The organism is Nocardioides lentus, assembly GCF_039529515.1.
Classification (GTDB): domain Bacteria; phylum Actinomycetota; class Actinomycetes; order Propionibacteriales; family Nocardioidaceae; genus Nocardioides; species Nocardioides lentus.
The window spans coordinates 728,597-748,963 of record NZ_BAAAMY010000004.1; the positions used below are offsets into that span (position 1 = coordinate 728,597).

24 protein-coding genes are annotated in these 20,367 nt (G+C 75.1%); 18 read left to right on the forward strand and 6 right to left on the reverse strand.

The annotated features are described in order from the left end of the window. The first annotated feature begins 3 nt into the window (after positions 1-3). The 8 genes from ABD158_RS10235 to ABD158_RS10270 all read left to right on the forward strand — a co-directional run bounded on the left by ABD158_RS10235 (position 4) and on the right by ABD158_RS10270 (position 8,688). Positions 4-1,284: an SLC13 family permease gene (locus tag ABD158_RS10235; RefSeq protein WP_344006750.1), complete on the forward strand. Its 1,281-nt coding sequence runs from the start codon at positions 4-6 to the stop codon at positions 1,282-1,284. An 8-nt stretch (positions 1,285-1,292) separates the two neighbouring features. Further along, on the forward strand, positions 1,293-2,477 hold the full coding sequence (locus ABD158_RS10240) for a CaiB/BaiF CoA transferase family protein (RefSeq protein WP_344006752.1): 1,185 nt from the start codon (positions 1,293-1,295) through the stop codon (positions 2,475-2,477). Next, entirely contained in the window at positions 2,474-3,916 is a 1,443-nt protein-coding gene (locus tag ABD158_RS10245; protein ID WP_344006754.1) for a carboxyl transferase domain-containing protein, read from the forward strand. The genes ABD158_RS10240 and ABD158_RS10245 overlap by 4 nt, the downstream gene beginning before the upstream one ends. An 8-nt stretch (positions 3,917-3,924) precedes the next feature. Continuing rightward, entirely contained in the window at positions 3,925-4,908 is a 984-nt protein-coding gene (gene ligD, locus ABD158_RS10250) for a non-homologous end-joining DNA ligase (RefSeq protein ID WP_344006756.1), read from the forward strand. Beyond that, positions 4,901-5,800, forward strand: a complete 900-nt coding sequence (ligD, locus tag ABD158_RS10255; protein WP_344006758.1) for a non-homologous end-joining DNA ligase — start codon at positions 4,901-4,903, stop codon at positions 5,798-5,800. Before ligD (ABD158_RS10250) ends, ligD (ABD158_RS10255) begins: the two co-directional genes overlap by 8 nt. A 72-nt stretch (positions 5,801-5,872) precedes the next feature. Next, positions 5,873-6,499 carry a hypothetical protein gene (locus tag ABD158_RS10260; protein WP_344006760.1) on the forward strand — a complete coding sequence of 209 codons (627 nt, stop codon included), beginning with the start codon at positions 5,873-5,875 and terminating at the stop codon, positions 6,497-6,499. An 80-nt stretch (positions 6,500-6,579) separates the two neighbouring features. Beyond that, on the forward strand, positions 6,580-7,356 hold the full coding sequence (locus tag ABD158_RS10265; protein ID WP_344007025.1) for an HAD-IIA family hydrolase: 777 nt from the start codon (positions 6,580-6,582) through the stop codon (positions 7,354-7,356). 87 nt (positions 7,357-7,443) lie between these two features. Continuing rightward, positions 7,444-8,688, forward strand: coding sequence for a hypothetical protein (locus ABD158_RS10270; protein WP_344006762.1), 1,245 nt, complete (start codon positions 7,444-7,446; stop codon positions 8,686-8,688). On the opposite strand, the gene ABD158_RS10275 is transcribed toward ABD158_RS10270, so the two are convergent. From ABD158_RS10275 to ABD158_RS10285, 3 genes are read right to left on the reverse strand one after another with little or no spacing between them, the layout of a single operon-like run. Then, a complete protein-coding gene (locus ABD158_RS10275) occupies positions 8,672-9,853 on the reverse strand; it encodes a GDSL-type esterase/lipase family protein (protein ID WP_344006764.1) in 1,182 nt (393 codons plus the stop codon). The genes ABD158_RS10270 and ABD158_RS10275 overlap by 17 nt on opposite strands. After that, positions 9,850-10,446: a TetR/AcrR family transcriptional regulator gene (locus ABD158_RS10280; protein WP_344006766.1), complete on the reverse strand. Its 597-nt coding sequence runs from the start codon at positions 10,444-10,446 to the stop codon at positions 9,850-9,852. Before ABD158_RS10280 ends, ABD158_RS10275 begins: the two co-directional genes overlap by 4 nt. A gap of 53 nt (positions 10,447-10,499) precedes the next feature. Continuing rightward, positions 10,500-10,907: a YkvA family protein gene (locus ABD158_RS10285; protein ID WP_344006768.1), complete on the reverse strand. Its 408-nt coding sequence runs from the start codon at positions 10,905-10,907 to the stop codon at positions 10,500-10,502. A 95-nt stretch (positions 10,908-11,002) separates the two neighbouring features. Here ABD158_RS10285 and ABD158_RS10290 point away from each other — a divergent pair, with 95 nt between their 5' ends. Together ABD158_RS10290 and ABD158_RS10295 are read left to right on the forward strand one after the other, a co-directional pair. Further along, positions 11,003-12,508 (forward strand): HNH endonuclease, encoded by a 1,506-nt coding sequence (locus tag ABD158_RS10290; RefSeq protein ID WP_344006770.1) that lies wholly within the window; start codon positions 11,003-11,005, stop codon positions 12,506-12,508. Positions 12,509-12,543: 35 nt separating this feature from the next. Further along, on the forward strand, positions 12,544-13,053 hold the full coding sequence (locus tag ABD158_RS10295) for a hypothetical protein (protein ID WP_344006772.1): 510 nt from the start codon (positions 12,544-12,546) through the stop codon (positions 13,051-13,053). A 42-nt stretch (positions 13,054-13,095) separates the two neighbouring features. Here the strand turns inward: ABD158_RS10295 and ABD158_RS10300 are convergent, their stop codons facing one another. Next, positions 13,096-13,413, reverse strand: coding sequence for a hypothetical protein (locus tag ABD158_RS10300; RefSeq protein WP_344006774.1), 318 nt, complete (start codon positions 13,411-13,413; stop codon positions 13,096-13,098). A 388-nt stretch (positions 13,414-13,801) separates the two neighbouring features. On the opposite strand from ABD158_RS10300, the gene ABD158_RS10305 reads away from it, so the two are divergent. The 7 genes from ABD158_RS10305 to ABD158_RS10335 are packed head-to-tail and all read left to right on the forward strand — an operon-like array spanning position 13,802 to position 18,454. Further along, the gene (locus ABD158_RS10305) at positions 13,802-15,115 is read left to right on the forward strand and encodes a TadA family conjugal transfer-associated ATPase (protein ID WP_344006776.1); all 1,314 of its coding nucleotides are present in this window, start codon (positions 13,802-13,804) and stop codon (positions 15,113-15,115) included. Further along, on the forward strand, positions 15,115-15,969 hold the full coding sequence (locus ABD158_RS10310; RefSeq protein ID WP_344006778.1) for a type II secretion system F family protein: 855 nt from the start codon (positions 15,115-15,117) through the stop codon (positions 15,967-15,969). Before ABD158_RS10305 ends, ABD158_RS10310 begins: the two co-directional genes overlap by 1 nt. Further along, a complete protein-coding gene (locus ABD158_RS10315) occupies positions 15,966-16,907 on the forward strand; it encodes a type II secretion system F family protein (RefSeq protein ID WP_344006780.1) in 942 nt (313 codons plus the stop codon). The genes ABD158_RS10310 and ABD158_RS10315 overlap by 4 nt, the downstream gene beginning before the upstream one ends. A gap of 32 nt (positions 16,908-16,939) precedes the next feature. After that, the gene (locus ABD158_RS10320) at positions 16,940-17,137 is read left to right on the forward strand and encodes a hypothetical protein (protein ID WP_344006782.1); all 198 of its coding nucleotides are present in this window, start codon (positions 16,940-16,942) and stop codon (positions 17,135-17,137) included. Positions 17,138-17,139: 2 nt separating this feature from the next. Beyond that, complete coding sequence (locus tag ABD158_RS10325) at positions 17,140-17,550, forward strand: TadE family protein (protein ID WP_344006784.1); 411 nt, start codon at positions 17,140-17,142, stop codon at positions 17,548-17,550. Further along, positions 17,547-18,002, forward strand: a complete 456-nt coding sequence (locus ABD158_RS10330; protein ID WP_344006787.1) for a hypothetical protein — start codon at positions 17,547-17,549, stop codon at positions 18,000-18,002. The genes ABD158_RS10325 and ABD158_RS10330 overlap by 4 nt, the downstream gene beginning before the upstream one ends. Beyond that, complete coding sequence (locus ABD158_RS10335) at positions 17,999-18,454, forward strand: pilus assembly protein TadG-related protein (protein WP_344006789.1); 456 nt, start codon at positions 17,999-18,001, stop codon at positions 18,452-18,454. The genes ABD158_RS10330 and ABD158_RS10335 overlap by 4 nt, the downstream gene beginning before the upstream one ends. A 99-nt stretch (positions 18,455-18,553) precedes the next feature. On the opposite strand, the gene ABD158_RS10340 is transcribed toward ABD158_RS10335, so the two are convergent. Continuing rightward, entirely contained in the window at positions 18,554-19,099 is a 546-nt protein-coding gene (locus ABD158_RS10340; protein ID WP_344006791.1) for a hypothetical protein, read from the reverse strand. A 190-nt stretch (positions 19,100-19,289) separates the two neighbouring features. Here ABD158_RS10340 and ABD158_RS10345 point away from each other — a divergent pair, with 190 nt between their 5' ends. After that, a complete protein-coding gene (locus tag ABD158_RS10345) occupies positions 19,290-19,802 on the forward strand; it encodes a CAP domain-containing protein (RefSeq protein ID WP_344006793.1) in 513 nt (170 codons plus the stop codon). A gap of 9 nt (positions 19,803-19,811) precedes the next feature. Here ABD158_RS10345 and ABD158_RS10350 read toward each other — a convergent pair whose 3' ends face one another. Continuing rightward, positions 19,812-20,354: a mycothiol transferase gene (locus ABD158_RS10350; RefSeq protein WP_344006794.1), complete on the reverse strand. Its 543-nt coding sequence runs from the start codon at positions 20,352-20,354 to the stop codon at positions 19,812-19,814. Positions 20,355-20,367: the final 13 nt, after the last annotated feature.

Consider the following 20,367-nt stretch of genomic DNA (forward strand, 5'->3'; position numbering starts at 1 on the left):
CGGATGGGACCGGAGTGGGTGGCGATCATCGCCTTGGTCGCCCTGTTCGTGATCGGCACCGTGCTGCCGATCAACATGGGGGCGCTGGGCTTCGTCGCGGCGTGGGTCGTCGGCATGTACGCCCTCGACATGGACGAGTCCGAGATCATCGGCGGCCTGTCGGGCGACCTGGTGCTCACGATCGTCGGCGTGACCTACCTGTTCGCGATCGCGCGCAACAACGGCACGGTCGACCTCATCGTCGCGACCTTCGTCAAGGCCGTCGGCGGGCGGGTCGCCCTGATCCCGTGGGTGATGTTCGCGGTGACCGCGGTCCTGACCGGCGTGGGCGCGGTGAGCCCCGCCGCCTGCGCGATCATCGGGCCCATCGCGCTCGGCTTCGCGGGCCGCTACAACATCAACCCGCTCATGATGGGCATGTTCGTCGTCCACGGCGCCCAGGGCGGCGGCTTCAGCCCGATCAGCATCTACGGGTCGATCACCAACGGCGTCATGGCCGACGCCGGGCTGCCCAACAGCGAGCTGGTCATCTTCTTCTCGAGCCTCGTGGTCAACCTCGTGATGGCCGGGATCCTCTTCGTCCTGCTCGGCGGTCGCCGGCTGATGGGGATGCGGGTGGACGAGAGCGGCGAGTCCCCCGACGGCGGCGAGGGTGCCTCCTCGGGCGGCCTGGCCACCACGACCCGGGCCCGGACCGACCAGGTGCTGACGCTGGTCGCCTTCGTGGCCGTCGCCACCATCGCCCTGGCCTTCGACCGCAGCATCGGCTTCACCGCCATCACCGCCGCGGTCGTGCTGGCGATGCTCGCGCCCGAGCGCCACAAGGACGCCATCAAGCAGATCGCCTGGCCCACGGTGCTGCTCGTCGCGGGCGTCTCGACCTACGCGTTCGTGCTGACCGAGGCCGGCTCCGACGAGTTCGTGGGCCGCTGGGCCGCGAGCCTCGGCGTCGCGGCGCTCGGCGCGCTCGTGCTCTGCTACGTCGGCGGCGTCGTGTCGGCGTTCGCCTCTTCCACCGCGCTGCTGCCCGTGATCATCCCGATCGCGCTGCCGCTGATCGCCGAGGGCGGCGTCTCGGCCGGCCTGTTCGTGGCCGCGCTCGCGGTCAGCTCGACCATCGTCGACGTGAGCCCGTTCTCCACCAACGGCGCCCTGATGCTCGCGAACCGACCCGACAACGTCGGCGAGCAGGCCTACTACCGTCAGATCCTGATCTATTCCGTCATCGTGGTCCTCGCCGGACCACTCCTCGTGTGGGCAGCCCTCGTGCTGCCGGGATGGTGAGCCCCGACATGACCGGTCCCCGCAACGGCCCCCTGTCCGACGTCGTCGTCGTCGACCTCTCCCGCGCTCTCGCGGGTCCCCACGCCACCCAGATGCTCGGCGACCTCGGCGCGCGCGTCGTCAAGGTCGAGACCCCCGGCACCGGTGACGACTCCCGCGGCTGGGGCCCGCCGTTCGTCGGCGACGAGGCCCACGTCGCGACGTACTTCCTCTCCGCCAACCGCAACAAGGAGTCCATCGCCCTCGACCTCAAGGACGACGCGGACCGCGAGGTCCTCCTCGGCCTCGTCGACGGCGCCGACGTGCTGGTGGAGAACTTCCGCACCGGTGTGCTCGAGCGGCTCGGCCTCGGTGTCGCGGACCTGTGCGCCCGCAACCCCCGCCTCGTCGTGCTGTCGATCACCGGCTTCGGCCACGACGGCCCCGAGGGCGGGCGCGCCGGCTACGACCAGATCGCGCAGGGGGAGTCCGGCCTGATGTCGCTGACCGGACCCGACCCCGAGCACCCGCAGAAGTTCGGCGTCCCGATCGCCGACCTGCTCGCCGGCATGTACGGCGCGTACGGCGTTCTGGCCGCGCTGCACGAGCGGGCCAGCACCGGCGTCGGGCGGGTCGTGCGGACCTCGCTGCTCGCCGCGAGCATCGGGGTGCACGCCTACCAGGGCACCCGCTGGACCGTCGCCGGCGAGGTCGCGAAGGCCGCGGGCAACCACCACCCGTCCATCTCGCCGTACGGGCTCTTCCACTGCCGCGACGGCATCGTGCAGATCGCCGTGGGCAGCGAGGGCCTGTGGCGCCGGCTCTGCGCGGCGTTCGACCTCGACCCGGCCGCCGAGGGCCTCGCGACCAACGTCGAGCGCGTCGGCAACCGGGAGCGGGTGATCGGGGTGGTCGAGGACGCGTTCGCCGACCACGACGCCGAGCCGCTGCTCGCCCGCCTCGCCGAGGCCGGGATCCCCGCGGGCAAGGTCCGCACGATGGACGACGTCTACACCTGGGACCAGGTCGCCAGCCAGGGCCTGCTCGTCGACGTCGAGCACCCGGTGCTCGGGACCGTCACCCTGCCCGGCCCGCCGCTGCGCTTCTTCGACGGCGACGGCACCGAGGTCACCCCGCGCGACTTCACCCCGCCGCCCGCGCTCGACGAGCACGGTGAGGCGATCCGACGGTCGCTGCGGGAGCCCGACGCGTGAGCGCGCGCCGCTGGGGGGTCCACGACCTGCTGGACCTCGTGCTGGACGAGGGGTCCTTCGTGTCGTGGGACCGCGAGATCGACGTCTCGCACCACCCGGAGGACTACCGGGCGACGCTGCGGGCCGCCGCGCAGAAGGCCGGCACCGACGAGTCCGTGGTCACCGGCCAGGGGCTCATGCACGGCCGGCCGGTGGCGGTGGTGGCCAACGAGTTCCGCTTCCTCGCGGGCTCGATCGGCACCGCCGCGGCCGAGCGCATCGTCTCCGCCGTCCGACGTGCCACCGCCGAGGGGCTCCCGGTCCTCGCCACCACGTCCTCCGGGGGCACCCGCATGCAGGAGGGCACGCCCGCCTTCGTGCGGATGGTCGACATCTCCCGCGCGGTGATGGAGCACCGCGCGGCGGGCCTGCCCTACCTCGTCTACCTGCGCGGGCCCACGCTCGGCGGGGTCTTCGCGTCCTGGGGATCGCTGGCCCACGTGACGGTCGCCGAGCCCGGCGCACTGGTCGGCTTCCTCGGCCCGAAGGTCTACGAGGCGCTGAACGGCGAGCCGTTCCCGACCGACGTGCAGACCGCCGAGAACCTCGCGGCGCGCGGGGTGATCGACGCCGTGGTCCCCGCCGAGCAGCTGCCGGTGCTCGTCGACCGGGCGCTGTCCACCCTCGTCGACCCGCCCGTGGCCCCCGAGCTGCCGGTCCGCACCGGCGAGGTGGCGCCCGGCGCGAGCGCGTGGGAGTCGATCGAGGCCACCCGCGCCCACGACCGCGCCGGGGTCCGCGACCTGCTGCGCCACGGCGGCGCCGGCACGGTGCGGCTGCGCGGCACCTACGAGGGGGAGCGCGACGCGACCGTCGTGGTCGCCCTGACCCGCCTCGACGGGCAGCCGTGCGTCGTCGTGGGCCAGGACCGGACCCGGCAGACCCGGGCCTCGCCGATGGGTCCCGCGGCGCTGCGCGAGGCCCGCCGCGCGATGCGGCTGGCCGAGGAGCTCGGGCTGCCGCTGGTCACCGTCATCGACACCCCCGGCGCCGAGCTCTCCGCGCGCGCCGAGGAGGGCGCGATCGCCGGCGAGATCGCCCGGTGCATCGCGACCCTGGCGACGATGCGGACCCCGACGCTGTCGGTGGTGCTCGGCCAGGGCTGCGGCGGCGGCGCGCTGGCGCTGCTGCCGGCGACCGAGTCCATCGCCACCGAGCGGGCCTGGCTCTCGCCGCTGCCCCCGGAGGGCGCGAGCGCGATCGTCCACGGCGGCGACACGTCGTACGCGCCGCAGATGGCGGAGGCCCAGCAGGTGCGGGCCGTCGACCTGCTCGCCGACGGCACGGTGGCCCACGTGGTGCCGGAGGTGCCCGGTGAGTCGGCCCGGTCGCTCGCGGTCGCGGTCGTCGCGGAGATCGCCTCCCGGCTGGCGCGGATGCGCGCGGAGCAGGCGGGGTAGCGGGGAGCATGCCCGGCCCCTCCGCCCGCACCGTGTCCCCGATGCTCGCGAGCCCCACGAAGACCGTGCCGAGCGGCGCGGAGTGGCTCCACGAGGTCAAGTGGGACGGGGTCCGGGTGATCCTCGAGGTCTCCGGCGGCGCGGTCCGCACGACGAGCCGCAACGGCAACGTCACCACGGCCGCGTGGCCCGAGCTGGCCACCAGCCCGCTCGGGGACCGCGACCTGGTGCTCGACGGCGAGGTGATCGCCCTCAACGAGGCGGGGGTGCCCGACTTCCGGGTCCTGCAGCACCGGATGCACGTGCGGCGGGCGGCCGAGGTGGCGCGGCTGGTGCGGTCGGTGCCGGTGACCCTGATGGCGTTCGACCTGCTCGGCCTCGACGGCGAGGACCTGACCGCGGCCCCGCTCGTCGAGCGCCGGGAGCGGCTCGCGGGGCTCGACCTGACCGGCAGCGCGTGGGCCGTCCCCGAGGCGTACGACGACGGCGCGATGCTGCTCGAGGCCACCCGTGCGCAGGGCCTCGAGGGGGTCGTCAGCAAGCGCCGCGCCTCGCCGTACCGGCCCGGGGTGCGCAGCCCCGACTGGCTCAAGCTCGCCCACCGCCACCGCGGCACCTACGTCGTCGGGGGGTGGCGCCCCCAGGTCGGCACCGACGACCGGCTCGCGGCGGTGCTGGTGGGGGAGCCGACCGCCGACGGACTGGCCTACCGCGGGCGCGTCGGCAGCGGGCTGTCCGGGGCCACCGCCCGCCGGCTGCAGGCGCTGCTGGAGCCGCTGGCGGCGGGCCGGAGCCCGTTCGCCGACGCCGTGCCGCGGGTCGACGCGACCGGCACGCGGTGGGTCGAGCCCGTGGTCGTGGTCGACGTCGACACCCACGGCGCCGGCTACGACCGGCTGCGCCAGCCCTCGTTCCAGGGGGTGCGCGACGACGTCGCGCCCGAGGACCTGCTCGTCGGGCGGGACCCCGGGCGGGGAGGCGGTCGTGGCTGAGACCCGCGTGCAGGTCGAGGGCCGAACGCTGACGATCAGCAACCTCGACAAGGTCCTCTACCCGCGCACCGGCTTCACCAAGGGCGAGGTCCTCGACTACTACGCCCGGATCGCGCCGGTGCTGCTGCCGCACCTGGCCGACCGGGCGGTCACCCGCATCCGCTGGCCCCACGGCGTCGCGGACGGCAGCTTCTTCGAGAAGAACGTGCCGCGCGGCGTCCCCTCCTGGGTGCGCACCGCCGAGGTGCCGACCACCGGCTCCCGCACCGCCGAGCGCGCGGACGGCACGCTGGTCTTCCCCGTCGTCGACGACCTCGCGACGCTGACCTGGCTGGCCAACCTGGCCGCCCTCGAGCTGCACGTGCACCAGTGGACCGTGACCCGGGCGGGCCGCGTCCGCGGCGCCGACCGGATCGTCGTCGACCTCGACCCCGGCGAGCCCGCCGGGCTCCACGAGTGCGCGCAGGTCGCCCTGCTGGCGCGCGACGCGTTGGCCGAGCGCGGGCTGGCGACCCGGCCCGTGCTCAGCGGGTCCAAGGGCCTCCACCTGTACGCCGCCCTGCCGCGCCGCCGCGACCCGGACGCGGCGACCGCGCTGGCCAAGGAGGTCGCCGAGACCCTGGCGGCGCAGCACCCGCGGCTCGTGACGGCGACCATGACGAAGGCGCGGCGCTCGGGGAAGGTCTTCTTCGACTGGTCGCAGAACTCCGGCTCCAAGACCACGGTCTCGCCGTACTCGCTGCGCGGGCGCGAGGTGCCGACCGTCGCCGCGCCGCTCACCTGGGACGAGGTCGCCGCCGGGGCCGAGGACCCGCTCGCGCTGGAGCAGCTGCGCCCCGACGAGGTGCTCGAGCGCGTCGCGGACCTCGGGGACCTGTTCGCGGTGGTCTAGCCCGCCGGGCGTCCGGGTTGGTGATCCGGGCGGGGTGCGCCAGTCTCGGCTCACCCGACCCGGAGGTCCCCCGTGCCCGTCCTGCCCCTGATCCTGTCCCGCGCCGCGGCCGTCTGCGCCGCCGGCGCCGCCGTCCTGGCCGTCACCTCGGTGCCGGCCCACGCCGAGTCGGTCGGCGTCGACGACCCCGTGGGCGACGTCGTCAACGGACGGTTCCGGGCCGGGGTCCCCGCGGACGACTTCAACGAGGAGAACACCGACATCCGGCGCACCGTGCTGGACCACCGGCGCAGCGTCGTGGTGACCCGGCTGCGCATGGTCGACGTCGAGGCCTCGGTCGTGCCGCAGGTGACGGTGCGGCTGCGCACGCCGAGCGGGGCGACGTTCAGCGCCCGCATGGCGCCGGGCACCGACGTCCGCAAGGTCGTCACCCTGACGAAGGACGTCGCCGACGGCGAGGAGGCGGCGCGGGTGTGCGACGGGCTGCGCGGCAGCCTGCTGCCCGAGGCCGACGAGCTCGTCGTCGCGGTGCCGCGCCCGTGCCTGGCCAACCCCCGGACGATCCGCTTCGGTGCGCTGGTCCGCAACCCGATCCCGCAGACCTCGGTGAACTCCTACGACGACGCGCGCCTGACCGGTGGCGTGAACCCGATCGACTACGAGACGCCGATCGGCCGGCGCGAGGTGCGCCGCGGCTGAGCGGGGAGCGCGCGGCGTCGCCGGGGCGCCATGATGGTCGGGTGAGCGACCCGCGACCGATCGAGACCTGGCTGACCGACATGGACGGCGTGCTCGTCCACGAGGAGGCGCCCATCGCCGGCGCGCCGGAGTTCCTGCAGGCGCTGAAGGACTCGGGCCGGCGCTTCATGGTGCTGACCAACAACTCCATCTACACCCCGCGGGACCTGCGCGCGCGGCTGCTGGCCTCCGGCATCGACGTGCCGGAGGAGTCGATCTGGACCTCGGCGCTCGCCACGGCCCAGTTCCTCGCCGACCAGCGCCCGCGGGGCACGGCCTTCGTGGTGGGCGAGGCGGGGCTGACCACGGCGCTGCACGAGATCGGCTACGTCATCACCGAGCGGGAGCCGGACTACGTCGTGCTCGGGGAGACCCGCACCTACTCCTTCGAGGCGATCACGCGGGCGATCCGGCTCGTCGAGGCCGGCGCCCGCTTCATCGCGACCAACCCCGACGTCAGCGGCCCGAGCGTGCAGGGCACGCTGCCCGCCACCGGGTCGGTGGCGGCGCTGATCACCGCGGCGACCGGCTCCACGCCGTACTACGTGGGCAAGCCGAACCCGCTGATGATGCGCTCGGCGCTGAACCGGCTCGAGGCGCACTCCGAGACCACGGTGATGATCGGCGACCGCATGGACACCGACGTCAAGAGCGGGCTCGAGGCCGGGCTGCGCACGATCCTGGTGCTCACCGGCTCCACCCGGCCCCACCAGGTCGAGACCTTCCCGTACCGCCCGACGAAGGTCGTCGACTCCATCGCGGACCTCGTCGACCTGGTCGCCGAGCGCAGCCCGCGGGTGGACGCCGACGACGACTGAGGGCTCCCGGCGACCCCATCCGTCACGTGCGCGAACACTGTTCACACTCGGCTTGGCGGGGGGCCGTCCAGCACCTACCGTGAGCAGGTGACTACCGTCCATCTCTCGGGGGCGGCGAGGGTGCCCACCCCCGCCGCGGACTCGTCGACGGTGCACGACACCGACGTCGAGGAGCTGCTCGAGACGCTGGTCCGCCTGGTGCCGGGCTCGCGGCTGGTCACCGTCGGCGCCGGGTCGGCCGCGCCGCGCACGGCCCACCGCGTGCTGGTCCCGGGGCGCCGGGGTCCGACGGCGCTGTCCACCACCCGTCCGCGGGCACTCGCCGAGGCGCACCGCGCGGTCGACGCCACCACCACCCCGGGAGACGCCATGGGCCTGCTGGGCACCCGCGCCTGGACCTCGCTCACCGCGGGCCAGCTGCTGCGCGAGAGGGTCGCGGTCGTCGGCGGCACCGACGGTCTGGCCGACCACCTCTCCGAGGTGCTCGGTCAGCGCGTCACCTACACGATGCGGATCGAGGAGGCGCGCACCAGCCGTCGCCCGGTCCTGTCCGTGCTCGACGCCCGCGACCGGCGCGTGGCCCGCGCCGACCTCGGCGTCAGCCCCGCCTCGCGCTCCGACCTCGACGCCGAGGTCGCCGCCCTCGCCCAGGTCGGCCCCCGGGAGTGGACCCACCTCGAGGTGCCCCGCGTGCTGTCCCGCACGTCCTGGGACGACATCGACGTCCTCGTGACCTCCACCCTGCGGGCCCCGCTGTGGCAGGGCGGCGCGCGTCGTCGCGCCGAGCCCCCGGTCGAGGCGATGGGCGAGCTGAGCACGGCGTGGGCGGAGCCCGCCGTACGGCTCGAGGAGATGGGGTGGATGCGCCGCCAGCAGGACCTCGTCGACATGCTCCGCAGCCGCACCGCCCGCCAGCGCTTCGGCGCGGTCGTCGACCGACTGCTCCACGACGCCCGCCGGACGACGTGGCCCGTGGGCGCGTGGCACGGCGACTGGACCGCTCACCACATGGCGCGCCGTGGTCCGCAGGTGCAGGTGTGGGGCTGGACCCGTTTCGAGACCGGCGTCCCGATGGGCCTGGACCCCTGTCACTTCCTGGTCTCGGCGGCGACCGACCGCGACGGCTTCACCCCGTCGGCGGTGCGCGCCGGGCTGGCCGAGGCGCTGCGGCGCCAGCACGGCCCGGGTGCCTCGGTGCTCGGGGCGCTCTACCTGCTCGCGGTCACCAGCCGCGAGCTGGTGCTCGCCGAGGGCCCCGGCGGCCACCGCGTCGCCGAGCGCGCCGAGGTGCTGCTGACGACGCTCGAGGACTGGTTCACGAGCCGGGTGTAGCCAGCACCAGGCGGGCGAACCGTCCGCCGACCTCGGCGTGGGTCGCGGCGTCGGGGTGCAGGCCGTCGGGCAGCGGGCGACGTACGGCGTCGGCCTCGCCGTACAGCGCCAGGCCGTCGACGAGACGCAGGTGCGGGTCGTGGGCCCGGCGCTGGTCCACCACGCGCGCGAGCTCCTCGCGGACCGTGCGCAGGGTCAGCGCGCCGTGGGCGACGTCGGCGGGGTCGCCGGTGGCCAGCCAGGCCACCCGGCCGGTCGCCATGGCGTCGAGGTCGGGCCCCAGCGGTCCGGGCGTGTCCTCGTGCAGCGGGCACAGCAGCGGGGTCACGACCACCAGGGGCACCGTGGGGTGGCCCTCGCGGATCGTGTCGAGGAAGCCGTGGACGGCGGGCGCGAAGGCGCGGCGCCGCATCAGGTCGGCGTTGACGACGTTGATCCCGAGGGCGACGGTCACGAGGTCGTCCGGACCGAGGGGGCGCGCGGCCTCACGCAGCGCGCGGGCCGTGGCCGGGTCGGCCATCGCGCCCCCGCCGAGGCCGACGTTGACCAGCTCGACGCCGGCGGCGCGGGCGGCGACGGCCGGCCAGGTGCCGGTCGGGGTCGTCGCGTTCGAGCCCTGGCTGATCGAGCTGCCGTGGTGCAGCCAGGTGCGCCGGCCACCGGTCGCCGCCGCGGCCACGGGCGCGTCGGCGCGCAGCGCGACGAGCACGGTGGTCTCGTCGTGGGGGAGCCAGAGCTCCACGTCCTTCTCGCCGGGCGGCAGGTCGGCGAACCGCAGGGTGCCCGCAGGGCCGCGCTCGTGGGTGTGGGTGCCGGTGGTCATGTCGATGCGCACGGTGTCGCCGCCGGCGACCGAGGCGTGCGCGACGAGCCGCCCGTCGACGACGAGCTCGTGGACGCCGTCGGGTCGGGGCGGCGCGCCGACGTACGACCGCTTGGTGGGGACGACGTCGAGCTCGAGCGTCGTCGCCGCGGTCCGCAGCGCGAGCCGGACGCCGGAGGGCTGCGAGGCGCTCAGGGTCAGCTGGGGGTCGCCGACCTGGTCGGTGACCCACCGCGGCAGGCGCAGGGGGAGCAGTCCGCGGTCGGTGCGCTCGACCTCGAGGGCGCCGCGCAGCAGGGCGGGGTCGAGGGGGACGTCGGCGAGGGGTGCATCGGGGGTCACGGGGTGTCTCCGGTCTCGGGGAGGGGGCGGGTCAGGGCGCCGTGGAGGGCGTCGAGGGTCCAGGTCCAGGACGCGTCGGCGTCGGGGAGGTCGGGCCCGGAGTGGGCGAACCCGCCCGCGGCCTCGAGGTCGACGAAGCCCGCGACGGTGGCGCCGAGCAGGCGCACCGCGTGGGTGGTGTCGGGCTCGGCGAGGCCGTAGCCGCGCAGCACGGCCCGCATCAGCCCCGCCAGGCGCGGCCCCGCGCCGGCCAGCGCGGTGGCGTGGTCCACGCGGTGGCGTGTCGCCTGCCAGCGGCCGGGGTGCGCGCGGGCGTAGTCGCGGTGGGCGTCGGCGACCGCGGCGAGCGCGTCGCGACCCGACACCCCGGCGAGCCGCTCGGCGACGGCGTCGGCCAGCTCGGCCAGCGCCAGGCCCGCGACACGGGCGCGGAGGTCGTCGGCGTCGCGGACGTGGGCGTAGAGGCTGGGCGGTCGGACTCCCACCCGCCGGGCGAGGGCCGCGGGCGTGACCGCGTCGAAGCCGACCTCGTCGGCGAGCTCGGCGCCCGCGCGGGCGAGCCTCGCGGCGGTCAGCGGTGCGCGGGGGGCCATGGACCCAGTGAACTACATGGCGTAGTGCATTGCCTAATGCTGTTAGGCAGTCGTCACGGGCGACGGGGTCCGGTGGCGAGGGCCAGCACGGCCTCCAGGCCGGCGGACGAGCCGCGCCAGTGCCGCCGGAGGGCCTCCGGGCCGGCCCGTCGTACGACGGAGCGGAGGGTGAGCACGACGATGATCGCGTCGTCGGCCCACCCCAGCACCGGGATGACGTCGGGCACGAGGTCGATTGGCATCGCGAGGTAGGCCAGCAGCAGCCACAGCCTCGCACGGACGCCGCGGGGCGCCGTGCGGTCCCGGGCGAGCCGGGCCAGCAGCCCTGCCAGGTCGGGCAGCAGGCGCAGGGCCTCGCGCAGCTGCAGCTCGCCCGGCCGCAGGCGCCACAGCGCCGCGACGGCGACAGCCCAGGTGAGCAGCAGGCCGACGGCGACGCCGACGATCGTGGACCAGGGCACGCGGGCATCGTCCCAGCCTCGGTCTCGGTGCGGCGGCCCTGCCGGGTGTGGATCGAGCGTTGCGGGTGTCGGCGACCGCGCCTATGATCGAACACGTGTTCGAGTTGTTGGCCGGTGTCGAGGAGCCCACCGTGGACTCCCTCATCGCCGTGCTCGCCATCGCCGACGCCACCGACACCGACGCCGGCGCGATCGACCGGATCCGCGACCTCGAACGACTCAAGGCCGCCGCCGCAGCCACCCAGGCCCGCCTCAGCGCCGAGCTCCTCGACCGCGCCGAGGAGGCCCACGCCGCACGCCGCGCCGCCGGAGTCGAGGACCACTCGCGCGACCCCCACGATCCCCACGACCCCCACGGGTCCCGCGCCGCGACCCGGTCGGTCGCCGCGCAGATCGCCCTCGCCCGCCGCGAGTCACCCCACCGCGGCCGCGAGCTCCTCACCCTCGCCCGACTCCTGGCCACCGACCTGCCCCACCTGCGGCGCCTGGTCGAGGACGGTCAGCTCTCCGAGCACCGCGCCCACGTCATCGCCACCCAGCTGCGCGACCTGCCACCCGCCCAGCGCCGCGAGGCCGACACCCGCCTCGCCGGCCCCGACGCCGACCTCCCACCCACCCTCAGCGACGGACTCAGCGGCGCCCCCGGGGTGACCGCGATGGGCACCGCGGAGTGCCGCGACGCCGCCCGTCGCCTCGCGCTGCGCCTGGACCCCGACGGGTGCGGGGCCCGCCGCGCCCGCGCCCGCACCCGGCGCCGGATCACCAGCCGCGTCGCCCCCGACGACATGACCACCCTCTCCGCGTTCCTCGGCGACCTCGAGGCCCACACCGTCATGACCTCGCTGCGCGCCGGCGCCGACGCCGAGATCGCCGCCCGCACCGCCCGCACCGCCCGCACCGCCCGCAGCAGGAACAACCCGGGTCACGTGAACGGTCACGGGATGGTGGAGCGGGACACCCGGACCCGGGAGCAGGTCATCGCCGACCTCTTCGTGGCCCGCCTCACCGGGCAGGTCGCCGCGGACGCGACCCCGGTCGCGGTCCAGCTCGTCGTGCCCGCCGAGGTCCTCCTCGGCGACGACGACTCCCCGGCCCACGTCCCCGGGCTGGGCCCCCTCCCCGCCCCGGTGGCCCGCCGGATGGTCCACGCCTCACCCGAGGTCCGCACCACCATCCGCCGCCTCTACACCCACGCCGGGGCCCTGGTCGCCATGGACTCCACCGCCCGCACCGTCACCGGCGCCCTGCGCACCTACATCGCCCTACGCGACGCCGCCCGCTGCCGCACCCCCTACTGCGACGCCCCCATCCGCCACATCGACCACATCACCCCCGCCGCCGCCGGCGGACCCACCACCGCCTCGAACACCCAAGGTCTCTGCGCGGCCTGCAACCACACCAAGGAAGCCTGGGGCTGGCGCCACCACGCCCGGCAGGACTCGCCACTGGAGCCCCACACCGTCCAGACCACCACCCCCACCGGACACACCCACACCAGCCGCGCCCCCGACCTCCCCACCCCCCTCAACCCCATGCCACCCCCGACCAGCCACCACATCGACCTCCGCTGGGACACCCCCATCCACCTCGACGTCGCCTGAGGCTTGGGCCTGCCCGGAAGGGGTAGACCCCTGTCATGAGCACACCCGAGCTGCTGGCCTTCGACGACCACCGCGAGGACGGTGACTTCCTCGTGCATAGCCCCGACGGCGTGGTGGCGCGGATCCAGGTCGGGGTCTGGAGCGGCCGGTCGTTCACGGCGACCACGCCGGACGGCGCACCGCTGTGCTCGGGCCGCAGCCGCGGGATCTTCTCGACCTGGTGGGACGCGGTCGACCCCGCGGGGGCTCCGCTGGTGTCGCTGCGCCGGAGCGGCTGGGGCGGGTCCCGCACCCACGTCGACCTGGGCGGGCGAGCGATGACGCTGCACGGCAGCTTCTCGGGCCGCCAGTGGCGCCTGGAGGACGAGCGCGAGGAGGTCGTGCTGTCGTCCGCGACGACGACCGGGTTCTTCACCTTCCGCCCCCACGCCTGGGAGGTGCAGGGTCACCGGAACCCGCTGACGCTGGCCCAGGTCGTGGCGGTCGTGCAGCTGTTCCGGCTCAGCCAGAAGGCCCAGGCGGCGGCCGCAGCCGCCGCCCAGTAGCCGCCGGGCGCGCCCTCCCGGCGGGCTACTGGTCCGCCGGCCTCAGGTCCACCGCTTCTCCACGACCCGATGGGTCCTGCCGTCGTAGGAGACGCCGGCCCCGCTGTCCCCGCCCCCGCTGTGCACTGCGCGGCACGAGGCGTACCAGCGGGTGTACCCGCCAGCGAAGCCGCCCGCGGACTGGCCCGAGATGTCGAAGATGCGGTGTACCCGCTCCTTCTTCATCCCTGTCTCGATCTGCCGGAACTCGTTCCTGGTGACGCACCGGGGGGTGTCGGCGGAGGCGGGAGCCGCCAGCCCCGCCAGCGACGCCACGGTCACGATCGCCCCCACGAGTGCGACGTTCAGCAGTCTCCCCATGCGGGCAGTATGCACGCGCGGGGCGCGACACGGGGGTGACGTGGACGGGGGAACCGGCGGGGTTCTGGCCGAGGCGCCCGGTGACGATCGCCGTGTCCCCGCGTGCTCGACCATCGGCGCGGGGCCCAGGGCGGCGAGCGCGACCTCGGCGCCTCCGGCTGGCGTCGGCGGTGACCGCGTCTCCGACCGGGCTGTCGCCAAGCGGGACGTGCGGAGACGTCCGCGGCGGGAACCTGCCGGAGCCACATAGTGGCTCGTGTGGTGCGTGCGAACACCTGGGACGCGCGTGCCCACAGTTGTCCACAGGCGGGGGATTTCCCCGTATCCCGATGGCCTCCTTGCGCGTTGACTGTGCGTCGTACCGGTCTCGCTCGAGGGGGATTGCTCGATGACCAGCACGCCGATCACCGGCCTCGACGGCGTCCACCGCGCGGTTCGCGCCGAGCGGTTCGCGTCTCCGCCACCGCCCGCGGTGGACCCGGTGCTGCTCGAGCGTCTCGACGCCCAGCTGCGCGAGGCGGTGCGGCGCGAGGGCATCGACCCGCAGGTCGACGGTCGCGTCGTACGCCGGTTGGCCGAGGGGGTCGTGCGCGCCCACGACGAGCTCTCGCTGACCGGGCAGGTCGTGCCCCTCGCCGACCCCACCGCGGTGGTGGCCGACCTCGTCGCCCGCGTCGCGGGGTTCGGGGCGCTGCAGGTGTACCTCGACGACCCCGAGGTCGAGGAGGTCTGGATCAACGACCCCAGCCGGGTCTTCGTGGCCCGCAACGGTCGCCACGAGCTGACCAACCTGATGCTGTCGCGCGCGCAGGTCACCGAGCTCGTTGAGCGGATGCTGAAGTCCTCGGGCCGGCGGATCGACGTCAGCCGTCCGTTCGTCGACGCGATGCTGCCCGAGGGACACCGGCTCCACGTGGTCCTCGAGGGCATCAGCCGCGGCTTCTCGGCGGTCAACATCCGCAAGTTCGTGCTGCGCGCGGCGCGTCTGGGTGACCTGGTCGAGCTCGGCAGCCTCACCCCGCAGGCCGCGCGCTTCCTCGAGGCCTCGATCCGCGCGGGCCTCAACGTGCTCGTCGCGGGCGGCACGCAGGCCGGCAAGACCACGATGCTCAACTGCCTCGCCGCCTCCATCCCCGGCGGCGAGCGGGTGATCTCGGCGGAGGAGGTCTTCGAGCTGCGCTTCCCCCACACCGACTGGGTGGCCATGCAGACCCGGCAGGCGGGGCTGGAGGGCACGGGCGAGGTGCGGCTGCGCGAGCTGGTCAAGGAGGCGCTGCGGATGCGGCCCTCCCGGGTGATCGTCGGCGAGGTCCGCGCGGAGGAGTGCCTCGACCTGCTCCTCGCGCTGAACTCGGGTCTGCCGGGCATGTGCACCATCCACGCCAACTCCGCCCGCGAGGCGCTCGTCAAGATGTGCACGCTGCCGCTGCTGGCCGGCGAGAACATTTCCTCCCGCTTCGTGGTGCCGACGGTGGCGAGCTCGGTCGACCTCGTCGTCCACCTCGGCATCGACGGTGCCGGGACGCGCCGGACCAACGAGATCGTGGCCGTCCCCGGACGGGTCGAGAACGACGTCATCGAGACCGAGCCGATCTTCACGCGGGCGGGCGGCGACCTCGAGCGCGCGGGCGGGATGCCGCCGCACCTGGACCGCTACGCCCGCGCGGGCGTCGACGTGCACCGCCTGCTCGAGGCCCGCTGATGGGCGCCGTCGTCGGGCTCGGCGTCGGCCTGGGCCTGCTGCTCGTCTACTCCGCGTTCTTCCTGCCGCGCCGGACGCCCGTCGTCCGGACCGGGCCGGGTCGGGTGCAGCACCTGCTGTCGCGCGCGGGTCTGAGCCAGGTCTCCCCGGCCAGCCTGCTCACGCTGTGCGCGGTCCTCGGGGCGGCGGCGGGCGGCGTGATGCTCGGGGTGTCGGGGACCCTGCCGGTGGCCGTCGCCTTCGCGCTGCTCGCGGCGTACCTGCCCGTCGCGATCCTCCGGGGTCGTGCGCACCGCCGCCAGCGCGAGCTCGCCGAGGTGTGGCCGGAGGCGGTCGACAACCTCGCCTCCGGCGTGCGGGCGGGCCTCTCGTTGCCCGACGCGCTGGCGGGACTGGGCGTCCGGGGACCGGAGCCCCTGCGCGACGCCTTCGACGCGTTCGCGCTTGACTACCAGATCAGCGGCCGGTTCTCCGACTCCCTCGACCGCCTCAAGGAGCGACTCGCCGACCCGGTCGGCGACCGCGTGATCGAGGGCCTGCGGGTGGCTCGCGAGGTCGGGGGAGGCGAGCTCGGGCGACTGCTGCGCAACCTGTCGGGCTACCTGCGCGACGACGCGCGCACCCGCTCCGAGATGGAGGCACGCCAGTCCTGGACGGTCAACGGCGCCCGCCTGGCGGTCGCCGCGCCCTGGCTCGTGCTGCTGGTCCTCAGCTTCCAGAGCGACGTGGTCCAGCGCTACGCGTCGGCCGGCGGCGTCGTGGTCCTCGGGGTCGGCGCCGGGCTGTGCGTCGTGGCCTACCGCCTGATGACGCGGCTGGGTCGGCTGCCCGTCGAGCGGAGGATCCTGTCGTGAGCCTCGCGGTGTGGGGAGCGCTCCTGGGGGCGCTCGCCGGGGCCGGACTGGTCCTGGCGTGGTCGCGCGTCCGCGTCGTCGGCAGGCCCCAGCTCGCCACCCGGGTCCTGCCCTACGTGCGCGACCTGCCGCAGGTGGGGCGTACGCCGGCGCTGCGGGTCGCCTCGGCGTCGCCGACCTCGGCGGCGGCCGGGGTGTTCGGCCCGCTCCTGCGCAGCGCGGCCGACGCGGTCGAGCGGGTCCTCGGCGGCGCCACGTCCGTCCGCCGCCGCCTGGAGCGCGCAGGCCTCGAGCGCACCGTCCACGACTTCCGCGTCGAGCAGGTGGTGTGGGGGCTGGTCAGCTTCAGCGTCTCCGCGGTGGTGGGCGTGCTGGCGACCCTCCGCGACCCCGGCAGCGCGGTCGGCACGCTCCTCCTGTGTCTCGCGGCCCTCGCCACCGGCGTCATCGCTCGCGACAACTGGCTGACCCACCAGGTGACGACCCGGGAGCGCCGCATCCTCGAGGAGTTCCCGACCATCGCGGAGCTGCTCGCCCTGTCCGTCGCGGCGGGCGAGGGGCCGGTCGCGGCGCTCGACCGGGTGTGCCGACGCAGCGGCGGCGAGCTGTCTCGCGAGCTGGGCAGGGTGCTGGCTGCGGTCCGGACCGGGGAGCCGGTGGGCTCGGCGTTCGACCGCATGGCCGCGACGAGCGGTCTGCCGCTCGTCGCGCGGTTCGCGGAGGGGATCGCGGTCGCCGTCGAGCGCGGCACCCCGCTCGCCGACGTGCTGCACGCCCAGGCGGCCGACGTCCGTGAGGCGGGTCGGCGGGAGCTGATCGAGACCGCCGCCCGCAAGGAGGTCCTGATGATGGTCCCGGTGGTGTTCCTCGTCCTCCCGGTGACCGTGATGTTCGCGTTCTGGCCCGGCGTGGTGGGCCTGTCGATGACCACGCCATGAGCCCGGGTGGAAGGCCCGGTGAAGGGGGAACGATGGAGAAGCTGCAGGAGAGCCTGCTGAGGGCGTGGCTGCTGGTGGCCGCGCCGAGGGCGCGCGACGAGCGCGGCGACGTGCCCGGATGGGTGCTGATCACCGTGATGACCGCGACCATCGTGGGCGGCATCTGGGCGTTCCTGCGCCCGGAGCTGATGGGCATGCTCCGCTCGGCGATCAACTCGGTGAGCGGCTGATCGTGGCCCGCCCGCCGCAGCCCCGAGGACCCCGCCGGTCCCGGCGGGAGCGGGGGTCGGCGGTCGTCGACTTCGTGCTCGTGCTGATGATCCTCGTCCCGCTGTTCCTCGGGATCCTCCAGCTCGCCCTCGTGCTCCACGTGCGCAACACCCTCGCGGCCGCGGCCTCCGAGGGCGCCCGGTACGGCGCGACGCTCGACCGGGCGCCCGCCGACGGGGCCGCGCGCACCCGCGAGCAGATCGGCGACGCCGTCGCCGGACGGTTCGCCCGCGACGTCTCGGCCGGCGAGGTGCTCGTGGACGGTGCGCCCGGCGTGCAGGTGACGGTGCGGGCGACGGTGCCGCCGCTGGGCCTGTTCGGTCCCGCGGTCCCGCTCGAGGTCACCGGCAACGCGGTGGAGGAGAGCCGGTGAGGCGCCTGCAGCGCCGCCTGGCCGGTCGCGACGAGCGGGGCTCGGCGGTGGTCGAGCTGGTGTGGCTCGGGCTGCTCCTGCTGATCCCGACGATCTACATCGTGCTCACGGCGTTCGAGGTGCAGCGCGGCGCCTTCGCGGTCAGCGCGGCTGCGCGGGCCGCGGGCCGGGCCTACGCCCTGTCGGAGACCGATGCCCAGGGCCGGGCGCAGGCGGAGGCCGTGGCCCGCCGGGCGTTCGAGGACCAGGGCATCGGCGACGTCCCGCGTTCGGTGCGCGTCTCGTGCTCGCCCGACGGGGCCTGCCTGTCGGGCGGCTCGACCATCACGGTGACCATCGACTCCCGCGTCGACCTGCCGCTGCTGCCCGACGCGCTGGGCGGGGACCGGCCCAGCATCGCCCTCGACGCGACGCACTCGGTCGCCTACGGCCAGTTCCAGGAGGTCCGGTGACCACCCGGGACCGGCGGCGCGACGAGTCGGGACAGGTCACGATCCTTGTCGTCGGGTTCGCGATCGCGCTGCTGATGGGGATGGCGGTCGTCGTGGATGCGTCCGCGGCGTACCTGCAGCGGCAGGGCCTCGACACCGTCGCCGACGGCGCCGCGATCGCGGGCGCCGACGGCGGCACCGACACCGCCGAGGTGTACGACGAGGGTCTCGGGGAGGTGCGCCTCGACCAGGCCGCGGCCCGCGCGCAGGCGGCGGTCGCGGCGTACCTGCAGCAGACCGGCGCCCGGCAGCGCTTCCCCGGGCTCGTCCACACGGTGCGTGTCAGCGGCGATACGGTCGAGGTCGACGTGCGCGCCCCGGTCGACCTGCCCTTCGAGGTCCCGGGTGCGCCGTACCGCCCGACCGTCGCGGCCACGGGCTCCGCGGTGATCACGGTCGACCGCGGCGACTGAGCCGCCGGGACGCGACCGGTCGCCCCACACGCACGCACGCCCGCCCGTCGCGCGGGCGACGGGCGGGCGGCGGTCGAGCGGTCGAGCGGGATGGAACGGTCAGCTGGCGAGGGCCTTCGCCTTGGCGGCGTTCTTGGCGGCCTTCTTGCCGACCTCCTTGCGGAGGTCCTTGCTGGCGGCGCGGGCGTTCTTGCGGACGGCCTTGGCGTTCTTCTTGGCCTGCTTCGCGCCGGCGGCGGCGCGGGCGATGAGGCCCTGGGTCGTCAGGGTGAGGCCGGCGCCGACGAGCCAGACGTCCTTGGCGACCGCGGTGCCCTCCTGGCTGGGGCGGATGCCGTCGTCGAGGGTCATCGACGGGGTGCGCAGGTAGACGCCGAGCAGGCTCGCGCCGAAGCCGGTCAGCGCGGCGCCGGCGACGTGCGCGGGCACCTTCGGCACCAGCAGCGCGGCGCCGACGGCGATCTCGGACCAGGCGAGGATCGAGGTGAAGGTCGCCGGGCGCATGTCCTCGAAGACCGGGTAGGTGCTGGCGGCGGTGCCCTGCAGGAACTGCTGGGTGCCCTCGTCGGCGCCGAGCTTGCTGATGCCGGAGTTGAGGATGAAGGCGCCGGTCGTGACGCGCAGCGGGATGTGGGTCGGGTGCATGGCGCTCCTGGAGTGGATCGGGTGAGGCAGACGGACTCCGACCCTAGTGCCCAGTTCCGGCCGTCCTCCTCACCGACCGTTGAGCAGACCCTGCGGACTCCTGGAGGAGATCCTGCGGAAAGGGTGCGCGGACGCCTGCGGTCGTGTTGTGTGGGGGCTCCCCCCTTCTCTCCTCCCCCCGGAGACGCTCGTGTCCGTCCTGCCCGTCCGTCAGCTCGTCCTGAGCCTCGCGCTCGTCGCCGCGATCGCCGGCGTCCTCGCGACCGTCCAGCTCGCCCCGTCGGGCTTCGCGGCCGCCACGACCCTGCACGTCGAGTCCGCGCGGGTCGGTGCCACCAACGCCTACGCCCGCACCGCGTTCCGGTCGAGCAACGGCGCGCGCGCCGACCGCGACCGCGCCGTCCTGCGGGGCGACGCGTGCCTCAAGCGGGCCGCGCTGCGCCAGGCGAGGGCCATGCGCGCCGAGGGTCGGATCTTCCACCAGGACCTCGGGCGCGTCCAGGCCGACTGCGCGGTGGGCTGGGTCGGCGAGAACGTCGCGTACGGCTACCCGACCGGTCGGGCCCTCGTGCGCGAGGGATGGATGCGGTCCGAGGGTCACCGCGCCAACATCCTGTCCAGGAGCTACCGGCTCATGGGTCTCGCCGCCGTCAAGGACGACGGCGGCCGCTGGTACGCCGCGCAGGTCTTCGGTCGCCGCTGACGTCCGACCTCACCCCGGAGGGTCCTCGCCGACCAGCCCGTCGACGGACTCGCGGATCAGGTCCGCGTGGCCGGTGTGGCGGCCGTACTCCTCGAGCAGGTCGCACAGCACCCGGCGCACGCTCGGGTGACGGCCGGCGTCGTCGCTGAGGTGGGCGGCCCCGTCGAGCCCGCGCTCGGCGACCACCGCGGCCCAGCGCTCGCGGGCGCGGTGCACGGCGTCGTCGTAGACGGCGTACAGGTGCCCGGGGGAGTCGTCGGACGCCGAGCGCAGCTCCCAGTCCGCGGAGCCGTCGTGGCCCAGGGGTCCCCAGACCCCGGCGAGGTCCCCGCCCGTCAGCCGGGCCAGGCTGACGTCGTCCTCGACCAGCGCGAGGTGCTTGAGCAGCCCGCCGAGCGTGAGCGACGACGCCCCGACCCGCGTCGCGAGCCCCGCGGCGTCGAGACCGCCGGCCTTCCAGCGGAACGTGCCGCGCAGGCGGTCCAGCGACCCGAGGAGCTGCTCGACCTCGGTGCCGGCCAGCGGGGGCTCGACGGGGCTGCGGTCGTTCATCCGACGACGCTAG